General features: G+C 70.2%; 14 protein-coding genes. 8 read left to right on the top strand and 6 right to left on the bottom strand.

From position 1 onward, the window contains the following. Positions 1-44 precede the first annotated feature (44 nt). Both E3O42_RS06995 and E3O42_RS06990 read right to left on the bottom strand, forming a co-directional pair. The gene (locus tag E3O42_RS06995; protein ID WP_134453253.1) at positions 45-704 is read right to left on the bottom strand and encodes an NADPH-dependent F420 reductase; all 660 of its coding nucleotides are present in this window, start codon (positions 702-704) and stop codon (positions 45-47) included. 72 nt (positions 705-776) lie between these two features. Then, a complete protein-coding gene (locus tag E3O42_RS06990; RefSeq protein WP_134453252.1) occupies positions 777-1,508 on the bottom strand; it encodes a PspA/IM30 family protein in 732 nt (243 codons plus the stop codon). 114 nt (positions 1,509-1,622) lie between these two features. On the opposite strand from E3O42_RS06990, the gene E3O42_RS06985 reads away from it, so the two are divergent. Genes E3O42_RS06985 through E3O42_RS06975 form a run of 3 tightly spaced genes read left to right on the top strand, consistent with a single transcriptional unit; the run spans position 1,623 to position 4,611 of the window. Continuing rightward, the gene (locus E3O42_RS06985; protein WP_134453251.1) at positions 1,623-2,174 is read left to right on the top strand and encodes an RBBP9/YdeN family alpha/beta hydrolase; all 552 of its coding nucleotides are present in this window, start codon (positions 1,623-1,625) and stop codon (positions 2,172-2,174) included. Continuing rightward, on the top strand, positions 2,174-3,505 hold the full coding sequence (locus E3O42_RS06980; RefSeq protein WP_134453250.1) for a M20/M25/M40 family metallo-hydrolase: 1,332 nt from the start codon (positions 2,174-2,176) through the stop codon (positions 3,503-3,505). Before E3O42_RS06985 ends, E3O42_RS06980 begins: the two co-directional genes overlap by 1 nt. Beyond that, on the top strand, positions 3,502-4,611 hold the full coding sequence (locus tag E3O42_RS06975) for an FAD-dependent oxidoreductase (protein ID WP_134453249.1): 1,110 nt from the start codon (positions 3,502-3,504) through the stop codon (positions 4,609-4,611). Before E3O42_RS06980 ends, E3O42_RS06975 begins: the two co-directional genes overlap by 4 nt. Positions 4,612-4,782: 171 nt before the next feature. On the opposite strand, the gene E3O42_RS06970 is transcribed toward E3O42_RS06975, so the two are convergent. Beyond that, positions 4,783-6,876, bottom strand: a complete 2,094-nt coding sequence (locus E3O42_RS06970; protein ID WP_134453315.1) for a TPM domain-containing protein — start codon at positions 6,874-6,876, stop codon at positions 4,783-4,785. A 198-nt stretch (positions 6,877-7,074) separates the two neighbouring features. On the opposite strand from E3O42_RS06970, the gene E3O42_RS06965 reads away from it, so the two are divergent. Continuing rightward, positions 7,075-7,878, top strand: coding sequence for a gamma-glutamyl-gamma-aminobutyrate hydrolase family protein (locus E3O42_RS06965; RefSeq protein WP_241984689.1), 804 nt, complete (start codon positions 7,075-7,077; stop codon positions 7,876-7,878). A gap of 51 nt (positions 7,879-7,929) precedes the next feature. Here E3O42_RS06965 and E3O42_RS06960 read toward each other — a convergent pair whose 3' ends face one another. Then, positions 7,930-8,463 (bottom strand): TetR/AcrR family transcriptional regulator, encoded by a 534-nt coding sequence (locus E3O42_RS06960; RefSeq protein WP_134453248.1) that lies wholly within the window; start codon positions 8,461-8,463, stop codon positions 7,930-7,932. A 104-nt stretch (positions 8,464-8,567) separates the two neighbouring features. Between E3O42_RS06960 and E3O42_RS06955 the strand changes: the two genes are divergently transcribed. Further along, positions 8,568-10,124, top strand: a complete 1,557-nt coding sequence (locus E3O42_RS06955) for an MFS transporter (protein ID WP_134453247.1) — start codon at positions 8,568-8,570, stop codon at positions 10,122-10,124. Positions 10,125-10,241: 117 nt separating this feature from the next. Here E3O42_RS06955 and E3O42_RS06950 read toward each other — a convergent pair whose 3' ends face one another. Continuing rightward, entirely contained in the window at positions 10,242-10,487 is a 246-nt protein-coding gene (locus tag E3O42_RS06950; protein ID WP_134453246.1) for a heavy-metal-associated domain-containing protein, read from the bottom strand. 121 nt (positions 10,488-10,608) lie between these two features. Here E3O42_RS06950 and E3O42_RS06945 point away from each other — a divergent pair, with 121 nt between their 5' ends. Further along, positions 10,609-10,920 (top strand): metal-sensitive transcriptional regulator, encoded by a 312-nt coding sequence (locus E3O42_RS06945; protein WP_134453245.1) that lies wholly within the window; start codon positions 10,609-10,611, stop codon positions 10,918-10,920. 62 nt (positions 10,921-10,982) lie between these two features. Beyond that, positions 10,983-12,167, top strand: a complete 1,185-nt coding sequence (locus E3O42_RS06940; protein WP_134453244.1) for a low temperature requirement protein A — start codon at positions 10,983-10,985, stop codon at positions 12,165-12,167. Here E3O42_RS06940 and E3O42_RS06935 read toward each other — a convergent pair. Next, entirely contained in the window at positions 12,146-12,733 is a 588-nt protein-coding gene (locus E3O42_RS06935; RefSeq protein WP_134453243.1) for a DinB family protein, read from the bottom strand. The two genes, E3O42_RS06940 and E3O42_RS06935, sit on opposite strands and share 22 nt — an antisense overlap. Positions 12,734-12,816: 83 nt before the next feature. Here E3O42_RS06935 and E3O42_RS06930 point away from each other — a divergent pair, with 83 nt between their 5' ends. Beyond that, positions 12,817-13,803 (top strand): DMT family transporter, encoded by a 987-nt coding sequence (locus tag E3O42_RS06930; RefSeq protein WP_241984688.1) that lies wholly within the window; start codon positions 12,817-12,819, stop codon positions 13,801-13,803. The last annotated feature ends 9 nt before the right edge of the window (positions 13,804-13,812 follow it).

Genomic DNA, 13,812 nt, shown 5'->3' with positions numbered 1-13,812 from the left:
CCTCGGCCGTGGCCCGGCGCATCTGCCACTTCGGGGGCGTGAACCTAGACCGGCTGCGGCATGTCCCGGTACCGGATGGCCGCGCTCACCGCTTCCCGCAACGCGAATTCGTCCATCCGCGGGCCATAGCCCGGGGTGTCGCGCTGGATCCGCCAGCCCTCGTTGAGCGGGCCGAGGTCCACGGTGTCGAAGCCGAAGTCGTCCAGCAGCGCCGTGACGGCCTCGCGGGCCTCGGGGTCATTGCCGGCGATGACGAGGGCGCGGCGATCCGCCGACCCGGCGGGCTGGCCGTCGGTGGTGAGATCGGCCGCGTAGATGTGGTTGAACGCCTTGACCACCCGGGCGTCCGGCAGAAGGTCCTGCAACAGTTCGGCGGTCGTCGAGGTCTCCTCGTCGAGGGCCGCGATGTTGCCGTCCCGCTGGGGGTAGTAGTTGTTCGTGTCGATCACGAGCTTGCCGGCCAGCTCGGGCTGCGGCAAGGTGTCGATGGCGTGCAGCGGGATGGTCACGATCACCAGGTCCCCGGCCGCGGCGGCTTCCGCGGGCCGGGCGGCGCGGGCCCGCGGCCCCAGTTCGGCCACCAGTCCTTCGAGGGTCGCCGGGCCGCGGGAGTTGCTCACCACGACGTCGTATCCATTGGCCACGCCGAGGCGGGCGAGCTGGCTGCCGATATGACCGGCACCGATGATTCCGAGAGTAGTCATGGGGGTGACAATGCAGAACGGCCCCGGGGTATTCCCGTGGCCGTTCCGGATGACGCGGTGTGACGTGGTGCGTTACTGCTCGATCGAGGAGGGCGAGCCGGCCTTGAGCGCGGCGAGGCGGGCATCCACCTCGGTGAGCTCACCGAGGTCGTCGAGGCTCTCGAACTGCGCGTCGAGGCTGGATGCGGCGAGCTCGCTGGCGCCGCGCACCTTGGCTTCTTCTCGGCGGATCTTGTCTTCGAACCGGCTGACCTCGCTGGTGGGGTCCATGATGTCGATGCTCTTCACGGCGTCCATCACCTGCGACTGTGCGGCCGCGGTCTTGGAGCGGGCGATGAGTTCGCTGCGCTTGGAGGTGAGCTGGCCCAGCTTGGTCTTCATGGTGTTCAGGCCGGTCTTGAGCTGCTCCACGACGGCGGTCTGGCTCGCTATCTGCGGTTCGGCGTCCGTAGCCTCCTTTTCGGACTGCAGCTGGCGGCCCAGGGCCACCTTGGCGAGGTTGTCGAACTTGTCGGCGTCGACGGCGTTGCCCGCGGTGCGCAGTTCGTCGGCCTTGCGGCTGGCGGCGAGGGCCTTGCGGCCCCACTCGCCGGCGGCCTGCACGTCTTCGCGGTGGTCGTCCTCGAGCAGCCGCAGGTTGCCGATGGTCTCGGCGATCGCGCTTTCGGCGTCGGCGATGCTGTTGGTGAAGTCCCGCACCATCTGGTCGAGCATCTTCTCCGGGTCTTCCGCGGAGTCCAGCAACGCGTTGATGTTCGCCCGGGTGAGCTGGGCGATGCGGCCGAAGATCGACTGCTTGGTCATGTGAGTGTCCTTTCGAAGGGTGTCAACGCTTAGAAGCTACCGCGTCCCCTCCAGATGTGCCCGTGTGAGAGCCCATCCGGCGAAGAACAATCATCAATGGATAGTGTGTGTTCCATGCCGACACCCCTGAGCCTGACGATCGTGCCGGGCATCAACGACTCCAACGAGAAGCATTGGCAGACCCGCTGGCAGGCGACACAGACGGATGCCGTGCGCATCCGCCCGGCCTCGTGGGACGAACCGGACCTCGAGAACTGGATCGACGCCGTTGACACGGCCGTCGGCACTCCGGACACGATCCTCGTGGCGCACAGCCTGGGCTGCCTGGCCGCCGCGGCGTGGCTGGCGCAGAACCCCGGCCGGGTGCGCGGCGCCCTGCTGGTCGCGCCGCCGGACCGGTTCGGGCCGGAGTTCCCGCAGGCCGCCCCGAGCTTCCGTTCTGCCGACCCTGTCCTGCTCGGCGTTCCGGCCCTGGTGGTCGCCAGCGCCAATGACCCGTTTTGCGCCCTCGGCACCGCGCGTACCCTGGCGGCCGCGTGGGGCGCCGGGTTCGTGGAGGTGGGCAGCGCCGGGCACATCAACAGCGCCAGCAACCTCGGCGCCTGGCCGGCCGGCCGCGCGCTGCTCGACGAGTTCGCCGAGAGCCTGGCGGGGGCGGTGCGCTGATGACCGACCCGGATGTGCTGACCCGCCAGACAGTCGACCTGCTGCGCGACCTCATCCGCAACGCCTGCGTGAACGACGGCACCGCGGACTCCGGCGGGGAGATTCGCAGCGTGCGCACCCTCGAGGGATTCTTCGCCGGCTCCGGGCTCGAGCTCGAAGTGGTGGAACCGCACCCCGGCCGGGCGTCGCTGATCGCCCGCCTCCGGGGCACCGACAAGGCCGCTCCGTCGCTGGCGCTGGTCGGCCACACCGACGTCGTGCCGGTGGACCGGGACGGCTGGAGCCGCGACCCGTTCGCCGCCGAACTCATCGACGGCGAGATCTGGGGCCGCGGCGCCCTCGACATGCTCTACCTCACGGCCAGCTACGCCGTTGTGATCCGCGACCTCGCCATGGGCCCGTTCCGGCCCCGCGGCGACCTGGTCTTCGCGGCCGTCGCCGACGAGGAGAGCGGCAGCCGGTACGGGGTGGGCTGGCTCACCGAGCACCGGCTCGACCTCATCGACGCCGATTTCGTGCTCACCGAATCCGGCGGCGCACCCGTGGGGGTGCGGCCGTCGATCACCACCACGGTGGGGGAGAAGGGCATCGCCGGTCGTCGTCTGGTCGTGCACGGCACCCCCGGCCACGGCTCGGCGCCCTGGGGTGCCCGCAACGCCGCTGTGATCGCGGCCGAGGCCGTGAGCCGGTTGGCCCGGTTCGAGGCGCCCGTACAGATCACCGCGGACTGGCGGCACTACGTCGGGGTGTTGGGGCTGCCCGCCGAGCTGGCCGAGCGGCTCACCGACCCGGCCCGCATCGACGACGCCGTGCACGAGCTCGGCACCCTGGCCGGCTTCGCCCACGCCTCCAGCCACACCACCATCTCGCCCAACATCATGCGCGCCGGCAACAAGGAGAACGTCATCCCGTCGCTGGCCACCGTCGACCTCGACATCCGGGTGCTGCCCGGCATCGAAGCCGGCCACGTCGACGCCTACCTGCGCCACGCCCTCGGCGAGCTGATGGTCGACATCGAGATCGTCGGCGACAGGTTCGAGGCGTCCACCCGCTCATCCGTCGACACCCCGTTGTTCGCTGCACTCAGCTCCGCCGTCGCCCGCGCCTACCCGAACGCCGACCTACTGCCGGTGCTCAGCGTCGGCGGTTCCGACGCCCGCTTCTACCGCCGCCGGGGCGTCCCCGCCTACGGCTTCGGCCTGCTCAGCCCGCGCTGGGACTACGGCACCTTCCGGATGCTGTTCCACGGCAACGACGAACGCATCGACGTGGACTCGATCGCCCTCACCGTCGCCGCCCTCGACTTCACCGTACGCGAGGTCCTGGGATGACCACCCGCGTCGATACCCTGGTGCTCGGCGGCGGAGCGATGGGCTCGGCGGCCGCCTGGGAGCTGGCCCGCCGCGGCCGCGAGGTGACCCTGCTGGAACGCTTCGAACGGGGACACACTACCGGCGCCTCGCACGGCGCTTCCCGGAACTTCAACCTCAGCTACTCCGACCCCACCTACGTGGCCATGCTCGTCGAGGCGTTGCGGCTGTGGCGCGAACTCGAGGACGAAACCGACACCACGCTGCTCGAGCAGGTGGGCCTGGTCAACCACGGCCAGGGCCAGCCGTTCGCGCAGGTGCACGCGGCACTCACCGGGGTGGGTTTCGACCCGGAAATGCTGGCGGTCGACGCCGCACGGGAACGGTGGCCGGGCATCCGCTTCGACACCGAGGTGCTCTACACGCCGGAGGCCGGCCGGCTGAACGCGAACGTCTCGGTCGACGCACTGCAGCACGCCGCGGCCGGCCACGGTGCGCGGATCGAGCACGGCCTGCCAGCCACCCGCCTCACCGTGCTCGGCGATGACCGGGTGCTCGTGGCCACCGACACAGAACAGTTCGAGGCCAAGCGGGTGATCGTCACGCTCGGCGCCTGGACCGGCTCCCTGCTCGCCGGGCTGCTGCCGCTGCCACGCCTGGTGGTCACCCAGGAGCAGCCGGCGCACTTCGCCGTGCTCGACACCAGCTTCACCTGGCCGGGCTTCAACCACGGCTACCGGCCCGGCACCCCCGGCTACGAGTACTGGCGGTCACCCGTCTACGGCATGCACACCCCCGGCGAGGGCATCAAGGCCGGCTGGCACGGTGTCGGCCCGGTCGTCGATCCCGACCACCGCGACTTCGCTTCGGAGCCGGAGCAACTGCTGGCCCTGCGCCGCTACGCCCGCGAATGGCTGCCCGGCGCCGACCCCGACAACTTCGCCGAGATCAGCTGCACCTACACGACCACGCCGGATTCGAACTTCGTGCTCGACCGCCGAGGTCCCGTGATCGTGGGCGCCGGCTTTTCCGGCCACGGCTTCAAGTTCACCCCCACCGTCGGTCGCATCCTCGCCGACCTCACGGTCGACGTGCCCGCCCCGCCGCTATTCGCCCTCGGGCGGTAGGGCACGGCGCGTCCCGAGGTGACACGTCGGGCCCCTTGAGGCGCTCGCAACGGGCGCCAACTGTCATCTCGCGGACGCAGTCGCCGTCGAGATGACGCTTCAGGCCCCCTGGGGCGCCGGTGACGGGCCCCAACTGTCATCTCGCGGTCTGGGCCGAAGGGCGGCGACGGCTCAGAAGCGGCCACCACCGCCGCGCCGGCCACGGGTGCCGCTGCCGCCGAAGCTGCCGGGGCGGCCGCTGCCGAAGCCGCCGCCACTGCTGCGCCGGCCGCCGCCGCCCATCCCGCCAAAGCCGCCGCCGCCACCGAACATTCCGCCGCCGCCACCGCCGCCGCCCAGGATCTGGCCGATCAGGATGCCGCCGAGCACTGCGCCCATCGAGCCGTTGCTGCCGCCGCGCCGGCTGGCGCCGCCTCCTCCGAAGAAGTCGCCCAAGTCATCGTCGTTGGGTGAGAAGCTGTCCACATCGCGCCGGGCCATGGCCGTCGCCTCAGCGGCCAGCGAGCCGGCCCGCTGGGACACGGCCAACGCGGCGGCCGGGTCACTGGCCACCAGGGAGTCGGCCTGCGCGGTCAACCGGCCGGCCTCGGCCAGCCGGGTGCGCGCCTCGGCGCCGACCGCACCGCGCCGGGCGGTGATGAAGTCCTCCGCCGCCGACACCTGACTGCGCGCGGACTGCAGGCTCTGGGCCAGCGCCGCCTGAAGGCGCTGCGCCTGCAGCTGGGCGTTCCGCACTCCCTGCAGCGCAGCATCCATGGCCACGTTCGCCGCCTCGAGGGTGTGCAGCAGTTCGATCGGGTTGATCGGCGGCGCAGCCAGGCTGCCGCGCACCTCGGCCAGCGTCTGCTCGGTGCGGGCGATCACCCCGGAAACCGCGGCCGACGCCTCGCCCGCCGCGGGCAACGCGCGGGCGGTGACCAGGTCGGCCTCCAGGTCCGCGAGCATCGCCGGGATGCCGGACTCCGCCCGTTGCAGGTCGGCGGCCAGCCGGTCCACGGCATCGACCAGCAGCTGCGCCTGGTCGATGGCCTCCTCCGCCGCTCGGATGTCCACGGCCGCGGTGCTCGGTTCGCCGGCGGTGAGACCGGTGCGGGCTTCGGCTAGAGCGTTGGTGGCGAAGGTGAGCCGTTCTGCGGCCTGGTCGGGGTTGTCGGCGACGGTGTCGATCGCTGCGGCGGCATACCGACGGGCGAGTTCCGCCACCCGGGTCTCGGCCTGATCGAGGCGGGCATCGGTCGCGGCCAGCTCGGTGTCGAGTTCGGCGGCGGCGGCCGGGGCGTTGGCCTCCAGCTGGCGCAGCTCGTCGAAGGCGGCGGCCTGCTCGTCGAGGGCATGGTTGGCCTCGGCGCACAGGGTGATGATCTGGCGGTACCAGGCCCGCACCTGCTCCTCGGTGTCGGGTTCGGCGTCGTCGAGGCGTTGCTGCAGGGTGAATGCCTGGCTGAGCTTGCCAGCCGCGCTACTCACGGCGGCCTGGAAGGGTTCGGCGGCGGCTGCCCCGTACGAAGCGAGCGCGAAGCCCACCTCCTGGCCGCTGGTCTTGATGGCGTCGTCCGTCTCGATCAGCGCGCTCGACGCCTCCCGTTTCAGCTCGGCCGTCGGCGCCTCGGCAGCGGGCGTGCCCTGGCCAGTGACGGGAGCAGTGCCGCGTCGCCGCAGTACCACGATCACGATCGCGATGATGCCCCCGACCACGGCCAGCACCAGCAGCACGGCGATCCAGAGCGGAAAACCGCCACCGGAGCTCGGGCCGGCCTCACCGGGGGTGATGGCGGGGGCGCTGAGGGGCTCGCCAGCCACGCTCTGCTCCATGGCCGTGGCCCCGTTGATGGCGGCGCCGGCCCAGTCGTTCTCCCGCAGCGACGGTTCGATGGCGGTGTTCTGCACCTCGGCGAGCTGGGCCTCGTCGAGCACGAAGTCGGTGGCGACCGACAGCTGATACTGCCGGTCATCCGTGGCCACGGCCAGCAGCACGTCGTTGTTGCCGAACCCGTTCGCCACCGCGGTCTGGTCGGCCCAGGTCGACGTGTCGTCGACCCCGTCGAAGCCTGACACGTAGGCCACGTACAGGTCGATCTGGGTACCGGCGAAGAGCTCGTCGAGGGCGGAGACCACCTCGGGCTCCCGGTCGCCGAGTGCGCCGACGGTGTCGACGATGTGGCTCTCCTCGAACGTCACCGGATCATCCGCCCGGGCGGGCGACGGCGCGCCCAACCCCGCCCCGAGCGCGGCGATGACCGCCGCGAGCAGCACACCCGCGCCCATCAGGGTCAGTGTCGGTCGTCTGCGCGTGCGGCTGGGCTGCATTGGTCCACTTCCTCGGATGCGGTGACGTGTAGAGCATAGAACCCCCGGCTCTGTTGCGCCCTGTTACCGCGAGCCGGATGCCGATGGTGCAGCTCGGGCACACTGGAACCCGCACCACCCGAACCCCACCACACGATCCCGTCACGGAGGCGAGTCATGACCACCACGAAGCTCGCCACCATGACCGCCCTGCCGCAGACCGCGCCGTCGCTGCCCGAGCGGCCCACCCTCGCCGTCATCGAGGTCACCCGCAGCCGGCCCGATCGCCCGGATTACCACGCCAAGGTGCAGACCCTCAACGCCACGGTCGTCGACGCCGGAACCGACGGCGGCTGGACCGTCGTCCGCCTGGCCGCCGCCGACCTCGACCCCGCCGCGCTGCTCGACCTCACCGACTCGGCCGACGCCGTCGTGATCGTCGGAGGCGAAGACATCGACCCGCGCTTCTATGGCGCACAGGCCGGATACGTGGGCGAGACGCCGCACTTCGTCGACGCCGACGCGGGCCAGATCGCGCTCGTGCAGCGCGCCGCCGACCGGGGTACCCCGGTGCTCGGCATCTGCCGCGGACTGCAGATCATCAACGTCGCCCTCGGCGGCGACCTCGTGCAGCACATCGACGACGGCATCCACCGCAACGTCGGCGTCCCCATCGACGAGATCCTCTCCACCCACGGTGTCGCCCTCCGCTCCACCAGCACCCTCGCCGCGGCACTCGGCGACACCCGCATCTCGGTGCAGAGCGCCCACCACCAGAGCGTCGGCCGGCTCGGCGCGGGCCTGACGCCCGTGGCGACCGCCCCCGACGGCCTGGTCGAGGCCGTCGAGCACCACACCCTCCCGATCACCGGCGTGCAGTGGCACCCAGAGGCCCCGGATGCGCCGGCCAACCAGCTGCCCCTGCTCCTGGCGTCCCTCTACCGGGCGGTCGCCGCCGCCGAGGTCGCCCAGGCCGCCTGACCCCTCCCGCGAGCTGTGACTTAAGCCCCGAAAAACTTGAGTTTGTGGTGCTTAACTCACGGTTCGCGGTGTGAGCCGGGCCAGGAACGCGGGGATGTCCAGCTCGTGTTCGAAGGGTTCGCCAATTGTCGTGGCGTCGTAGTAGAGCCCGTCGGCCAGGAGCATCGTGGCGCGGGCGAGATCAGGGTCGCGCAGGTCGTCGTTGAGGATGCCGAAGTAGCGCCGCCGCATGTCCACGATCACGGTACGGGCGCGCGGGTTGCGGCGGGCCAGTGTCCCGCCGGCCAGGGTCGCCCGGTCCAGCGGGCTGTTGACGTACTCCGCCATCGCCACGTAGTACGCGGCGGCGCCCTTCGGGGCCGCGCGCATCCGCTCGTATTCGGCGTCGGCCAGCGTTTCGAGCCGATCGATGAGTGCGGTCTCCAGGCCGTCGCGGGAGCCGAAATGGTAGAGCAGCCCGCCCTTGGTGACGCCGGCCGCCCGGGCGACGGCGTCCAGCGACGCGCCGGAGCCGCTCGTGTCGATGAGCAGTTCCTGGAACGCGGTGAGGATGCTCTCGCGGGCGCTGTCGCGGTGTTGGGCCATGATCGCCACTTTACTGTACTTGGTGGTATAGTCTAAATCTGCTGTACCCAATGGTGCAGTAAACTCGCCGTTCTCCGGAACCCCGATTCCCCAGCCAGGTAGACATGAGCACCACAGACGACATCCGCACCACCGACAGCAGCACCCTCACGGCCGAAGCCGTGCCCCGCGCCGGCCGCCGCGAATGGCTGGGCCTGGTGCTGCTGATGCTGCCGGTGCTGCTCATCTCGGTGGACAACACCGTGCTCAGCTTCGCCCTGCCGGCGATCAGCCTCGACCTGCGCCCGAGCAGCACCACGCTGCTCTGGATCGTCGACATCTACCCCCTCGTGCTCGCCGGGCTGCTCGTGGCCATGGGTACCCTCGGCGACCGTGTCGGCCGCCGCCGGCTGCTGCTGATCGGCGCCACCGGCTTCGGCGTGGTCTCGGTCCTGGCCGCGTTCGCGCCTACCGCCGAGCTGCTCATCGCCGCCCGTGCGGTGATGGGCTTCTTCGGCGCCATGATCATGCCCTCCACGCTGTCGTTGCTGCGCAGCCTGTTCCAGGATGCCCGTCAGCGCACCCTGGCCATCGCGGTGTGGGCCGGCGCCTTCGCGGCCGGCTCGAGCCTGGGTCCCATCGTCGGCGGTGTCGTGCTCCAGCACTTCCACTGGGGCGCGGTGTTCCTCATCGCGGTACCGTTCCTGCTGCCGCTCGTCGCCCTCGCTGGGCTGCTCATCTCCGAATCGAAGGATCCGGCGCCGCTGCGCATCGACGGGATCAGCGTCGCCCTGTCGCTGCTCACCCTCGCCCCGCTCGTCTTCGCGATCAAGACCCTCACCCACGACGGCGTCGGCGTGCTCGGCGTCGGCGCGCTGGTGCTGGGCCTGGTCGCCGGGGCGCTGTTCCTGCGCCGCCAGCTGCGGATCGACAACCCGCTGCTTGACCTCACCCTGTTCCAAAACGCCCCGTTCGCCGGGTCGGTGCTGGCCAACTTCCTGGCCGTGTTCAGTCTGGTCGGCTTCCTGTTCTTCGTGTCACAGCACCTGCAGCTCGTGCTCGGCCTCGACCCGCTCGCCGCCGGTCTCCTGCTGTTGCCCGGGGCCGTGCTGTCGGTTGTGGCCGGCCTGGCCGCGGCCTACGTGGTGCGGCGGGTGCCGCCGCGCCTGGTGATCGTGGGAGGCATCCTGCTCTCCGCGGTGGGCTTCGGCCTGATTGTGATTCTGCGGGAGAACCTCACCGCCGGGGTGGTCGTTCTGGCCTTCGGCATCCTCTCGGTGGGCGTCGGTGCGGCGGAGACGATCTCTAACGACACCATCCTCAGCTCGGTGCCGCCGGACAAGGCCGGCGCCGCGGCGGGGGTCTCCGAGACCGCCTACGAGCTCGGTGCCGTGCTCGGCACGGCCGTGCTCGGCGCGATCCTCGCGGCGTCCTACCGGGCCAGCGTGGTGTTGCCGGACGGACTCGGCCGAGGCGCGGCCGCCCAGGCGGGCGAAACCCTCGGTGGTGCGCTCGGCGTGGCCGGCGAGCTGCCCGCCGCCGAGGCTCGCGCGCTCACCGAGTCCGCCAAGGCTGCGTTCGACAGCGGGGTGGGCGTCACCTCGATCATTGCCGTGGTGCTGATGTTGGTCGCCGCGGTGGCCGTGCAGCTGAGCATGCGCACCCGCCGGCCCCGCAGCTAAGGACACCGGGGGTGCGCCGCGAGTGGTCAGTTGCGGCCCTGTGAAGCGACCATTTGAGCTTTTTCTCGATGCGGGCGGCGCAGGTCATGCCGCCGACCACGAGGTCGACGGGCTCGCTCACGCAGCGGCGCCGTCGGAGGCCTGCAGCTGGTAGCCGGCTTCGTCGATGGCGGCGCGAATGTCGGATAGCGCGGGCTCCGCGGCGCTGGCCACGTGCACGGTGCTGGTCGCCCCGACGACGAGGTCGACGGTCACCGCACTGACTCCCGGCACCAGGGACACCTCCTCGATGACGCTGGCCACGCAGTGGCCGCAGGTCATGCCGGTGACGAGGTAGTCGGTGACGGTTTCTGTCTGAGCCATGATGCGAACCTTCTCCTGCGATACGGATGTTGCAATGCGGGGATACCCCCTCCCGGTACTCTAGTGCACGTTCGTGATACGGTGAGGGGGTATAAGGTCAGCCGAGAGCCAGGAGCGCACAATGACGACCGCAGACCACACCCACGACGGCCCGCACGGCTACATTTCCAATAAGGACGATTACCTCAAGCGCCTGCGCCGCATCGAGGGCCAGGCTCGCGGTCTGCAGGGAATGGTCTCCGACGACAAGTACTGCATCGACATCCTGACCCAGGTCTCGGCCATGACCAGCGCCCTGCAGTCGGTGGCCCTGGGTCTGCTCAACGATCACCTCAGCCATTGCGTCGTCGACGCCGTGGCCGTCGGCGGCGACGAGGCCCAGGCCAAGCTCAAGGAAGCCGGCGACGCAATCGCCCGGCTGGTGCGTTCCTAGCCGTAACTTTTCCCTAGGCTATCCGCATGACGGATGCGGGCGGGTTCAGACCTCACCGGCGCATGAGCGCGCGCGACACCGATGAGGCGCACCGGGTGGCCAGCCCACTTGAGCTCCTGTTCGACCTCACCTTCGTGGTGGCGGTGGCGCAGCTGGTGGTGCAGCTGGCGCACGGCATCGAGGGCGGCCACGGCTCAGAGGAAATCGGCCCGTTCCTGATGGTGTTCTTCGCCATTTGGTGGGCCTGGATGAACTTCACCTGGTTCGCGTCGGCCTACGACACCGACGATGTGCCCTATCGGCTGCTCACTATGCTGCAGATGGGTGGTGTGCTCGTGCTCGCCGCCGGGGTGCCGGCAGCGTTCGCCGAGCAGGACTTTCGCGCCATCACGCTGGGCTACCTCATCATGCGCATCGGCCTGGTGGCCCAGTGGCTGCGAGCCGGCTTCGAGCATCCGCAGAGCCGGGTGACGGCCTGGCGATATGCGGCGGGGGTGAGCCTCGTGCAGCTGGGCTGGCTGGCCCGACTGGCCCTGCCCGAACAGATCGGCCTGCTCTCATTCATCCTGTTCGCGGCGCTCGACCTGGCCGTGCCGCTCTGGGCGGAGCGCACCGGCATGACCTTTTGGCACCCGCACCACATCAGTGAACGATACGGCCTGTTCACCATCATCGTGCTCGGCGAGAGCGTACTGGCGGCCACCTACGGCGTTCAGGATGCCCTGAGCGAGGGCGGCGTGAGTGGCGACCTGGTTCTCGTGTCCGCCGCGGCACTGGTGACTCTGTTCGCGATCTGGTGGCTCTACTTCCTCGAGCCGGCGGGGGAGGGGCTCTCCGTCAAACGCAGTCGCTCCTTCCTGTGGGGGTACGGCCACTATGGCGTCTTCGCCGCGCTCGCCGCCCTCGGTGCCGGACTCGAGGTGGCGGTGGCCGAGGCCGGTCACCGCCTGGAGGTGTCGCCAGTGGCGCTGGGCTATGCGGTGGCCCTGCCGGTGGGGGTCTTCCTCGTGCTGCTCTGGGCCGTGCACGCGGTTCTGATGTCCAGGTCGCAGATCCGGCCCGTGGTGATCCTGCCGGCGGCGGCTCTCGTGCTGCTGGTGCCGCTGCTCGCCGGGGCCACGGGGGTCACCGTTGTGGTGGTCCTGGTCGCGACGGTCTGCGTGCTCGTCGTGGCCATCACCCTGGCCGACCAGGCGCGTCGGTCCCGGTCGGCCGTCGAGGCCGGTCAGCCCTTGGGTACCCAGTAGCCCACCGCGCCCAGCAGCCGGGTCTCCCGGTCAGCGTCGTCCGGCACCTCAACCGCGGGCGGGAACACTCCCATCGCGCGGAAACCGTCGATCTGCGGGCCGATGAGCTCCTCGAGGCTCTCTACCAACGGTGCCGGCAACGAATAGTCCCAACCGAGGTGGCGGGCAATGGACCAGGCCTGGAACGCCCGGTAGATGCTGATGTGCTCGAGGTACTCGCGGATCGGATAGTCGCCGTAGCTCAGGTGCACGACCTTGTCCGGGTTCAGGTCTTCCTGCACGGCAGCGGTGGTCATGACGTTGAGCCGGTCGTACGCGGCGACCGGGTCGTCGCCGAGCAGGTCGCCGTCGTAGGTGCCGCCGGCGTCCTCGATGGTGCGGCCGAGCAGCACGTCGGGAACCCAGGCCTCGTCGCGGGAGTGCGCGGCCAGCAGGTCGCGCACCGTGGGGTCGGGCGTCGCCGCCCAGTCGGCCGGGGCGGGCAAGTTCAGCTGGTCGGGGGTGATCCGGTCGATGACGGAGCGCAACGCGGCATCCGCCTGGAGGAAGAGCTCTTTCTGCTTCATGGGGGCACGCTAACACCCGCCGCCGACCATCCGGCGACTCACCCGAATTGTCGCCGGTGGCCGCACTGAAATAAGGTCTGGATGTGCCCGTGTCCTTTATGCCCACCGAAGTCACCGATGCAATGGTGTCGTTTCTCGACCCGGTCGCCCGCAAGAACCTCGGCATCGCCGTCGCGCTGGCCGGTACGGTGTTCCTGGCCCTTGGCGCGCAGTTGCAGCACCGAGGCGTGGGCAAGGCCTCTCTGTTGCGCCCCGGCGACCAGCAGAAAATGAGCATCGGCCAGCTGCTGGCCCTGCTGCGACGACCGTCCTGGCTGCTCGGCACTCTGCTCCTGGGCGTCGCCATTCTGCTGCAGCTGACCAGCCTCGGTTTGGCTCCGCTGCTTGTCGTGCAGCCGCTCGGCGTCGCCGCCCTGGTGCTGTCCACTGTGGTGGACTCCCGCCTCGCACACACCAGGCTCGACGGCACCGTGCTGCGCTCAGTGGCCCTCTCGGTGGGCGGCATCGTGATCTTCGTCTCCATCGCCGCCGTGTACGCCACCGACCGGCCCATCCAGCCGCCCCAGGTCGTTATCATCCTGATCCTGCTGGGCATCCTCCTGATCGCCTGTGGGCTCATCTTCACGCTGCTTCGCGCCCGCCTCACCGCCGTGGCCTACGTGCTCGGTGCCGGGGTGCTCTACGCCTTCGTCGCCACCCTGGCCAAACTCACCATCACCCAGTTGGTGGCAGGAGACCTGTCACTGCTCACCCTGCTGTGCGTCGGAGGCGTTCTCACCGCGGCGATCGTGGGCGGCGTGTTCGTACAGGTCGCGTACTCCACGGGTCCGCCCAACCTGGTGATCGCCGGCCTCACGGTGGTGGATCCCCTCGTGGCCGTCGGGATCGGCATCGTCGTGCTCGGTGAGGCGTCAGAGGCCCCGCTGTATGCCCTGATCGCGTTCGTCATCGCCGGCGCAATTGCGGCCTACGGCGTTGTGGGTCTCTCCAGGCACCGGCCACAGTCGACGCTGGCAATCGCCTCCGAAAGCGGGCCCGAAACACGGAGGCCCCCCAGACAACGTCGGTAGCATCGTGCT

This window comes from Cryobacterium adonitolivorans (assembly GCF_004402695.1).
In the GTDB taxonomy this organism is placed as follows: Bacteria; Actinomycetota; Actinomycetes; order Actinomycetales; family Microbacteriaceae; genus Cryobacterium; species Cryobacterium adonitolivorans.
The sequence above is the reverse complement of the archived record's forward strand: the minus strand, read 5'-3'. Positions and strand labels throughout refer to the sequence as shown.

Bases quoted from the DNA above. Each gene is read 5' to 3' on its own strand.
- E3O42_RS06955 (WP_134453247.1), top strand. From the start codon at position 8,568: ATGAGCACCACAGACGACATCCGCACCACCGACAGCAGCACCCTCACG.
- E3O42_RS06975 (WP_134453249.1), top strand. From the start codon at position 3,502: ATGACCACCCGCGTCGATACCCTGGTGCTCGGCGGCGGAGCGATGGGC.
- E3O42_RS06985 (WP_134453251.1), top strand. From the start codon at position 1,623: ATGCCGACACCCCTGAGCCTGACGATCGTGCCGGGCATCAACGACTCC.
- E3O42_RS06950 (WP_134453246.1), bottom strand. From the start codon at position 10,487: ATGGCTCAGACAGAAACCGTCACCGACTACCTCGTCACCGGCATGACC.
- E3O42_RS06970 (WP_134453315.1), bottom strand. From the start codon at position 6,876: ATGGGCGCGGGTGTGCTGCTCGCGGCGGTCATCGCCGCGCTCGGGGCG.
- E3O42_RS06940 (WP_134453244.1), top strand. From the start codon at position 10,983: ATGAGCGCGCGCGACACCGATGAGGCGCACCGGGTGGCCAGCCCACTT.
- E3O42_RS06945 (WP_134453245.1), top strand. From the start codon at position 10,609: ATGACGACCGCAGACCACACCCACGACGGCCCGCACGGCTACATTTCC.
- E3O42_RS06980 (WP_134453250.1), top strand. From the start codon at position 2,174: ATGACCGACCCGGATGTGCTGACCCGCCAGACAGTCGACCTGCTGCGC.
- E3O42_RS06935 (WP_134453243.1), bottom strand. From the start codon at position 12,733: ATGAAGCAGAAAGAGCTCTTCCTCCAGGCGGATGCCGCGTTGCGCTCC.
- E3O42_RS06990 (WP_134453252.1), bottom strand. From the start codon at position 1,508: ATGACCAAGCAGTCGATCTTCGGCCGCATCGCCCAGCTCACCCGGGCG.
- E3O42_RS06965 (WP_241984689.1), top strand. From the start codon at position 7,075: ATGACCACCACGAAGCTCGCCACCATGACCGCCCTGCCGCAGACCGCG.
- E3O42_RS06995 (WP_134453253.1), bottom strand. From the start codon at position 704: ATGACTACTCTCGGAATCATCGGTGCCGGTCATATCGGCAGCCAGCTC.
- E3O42_RS06960 (WP_134453248.1), bottom strand. From the start codon at position 8,463: ATGGCCCAACACCGCGACAGCGCCCGCGAGAGCATCCTCACCGCGTTC.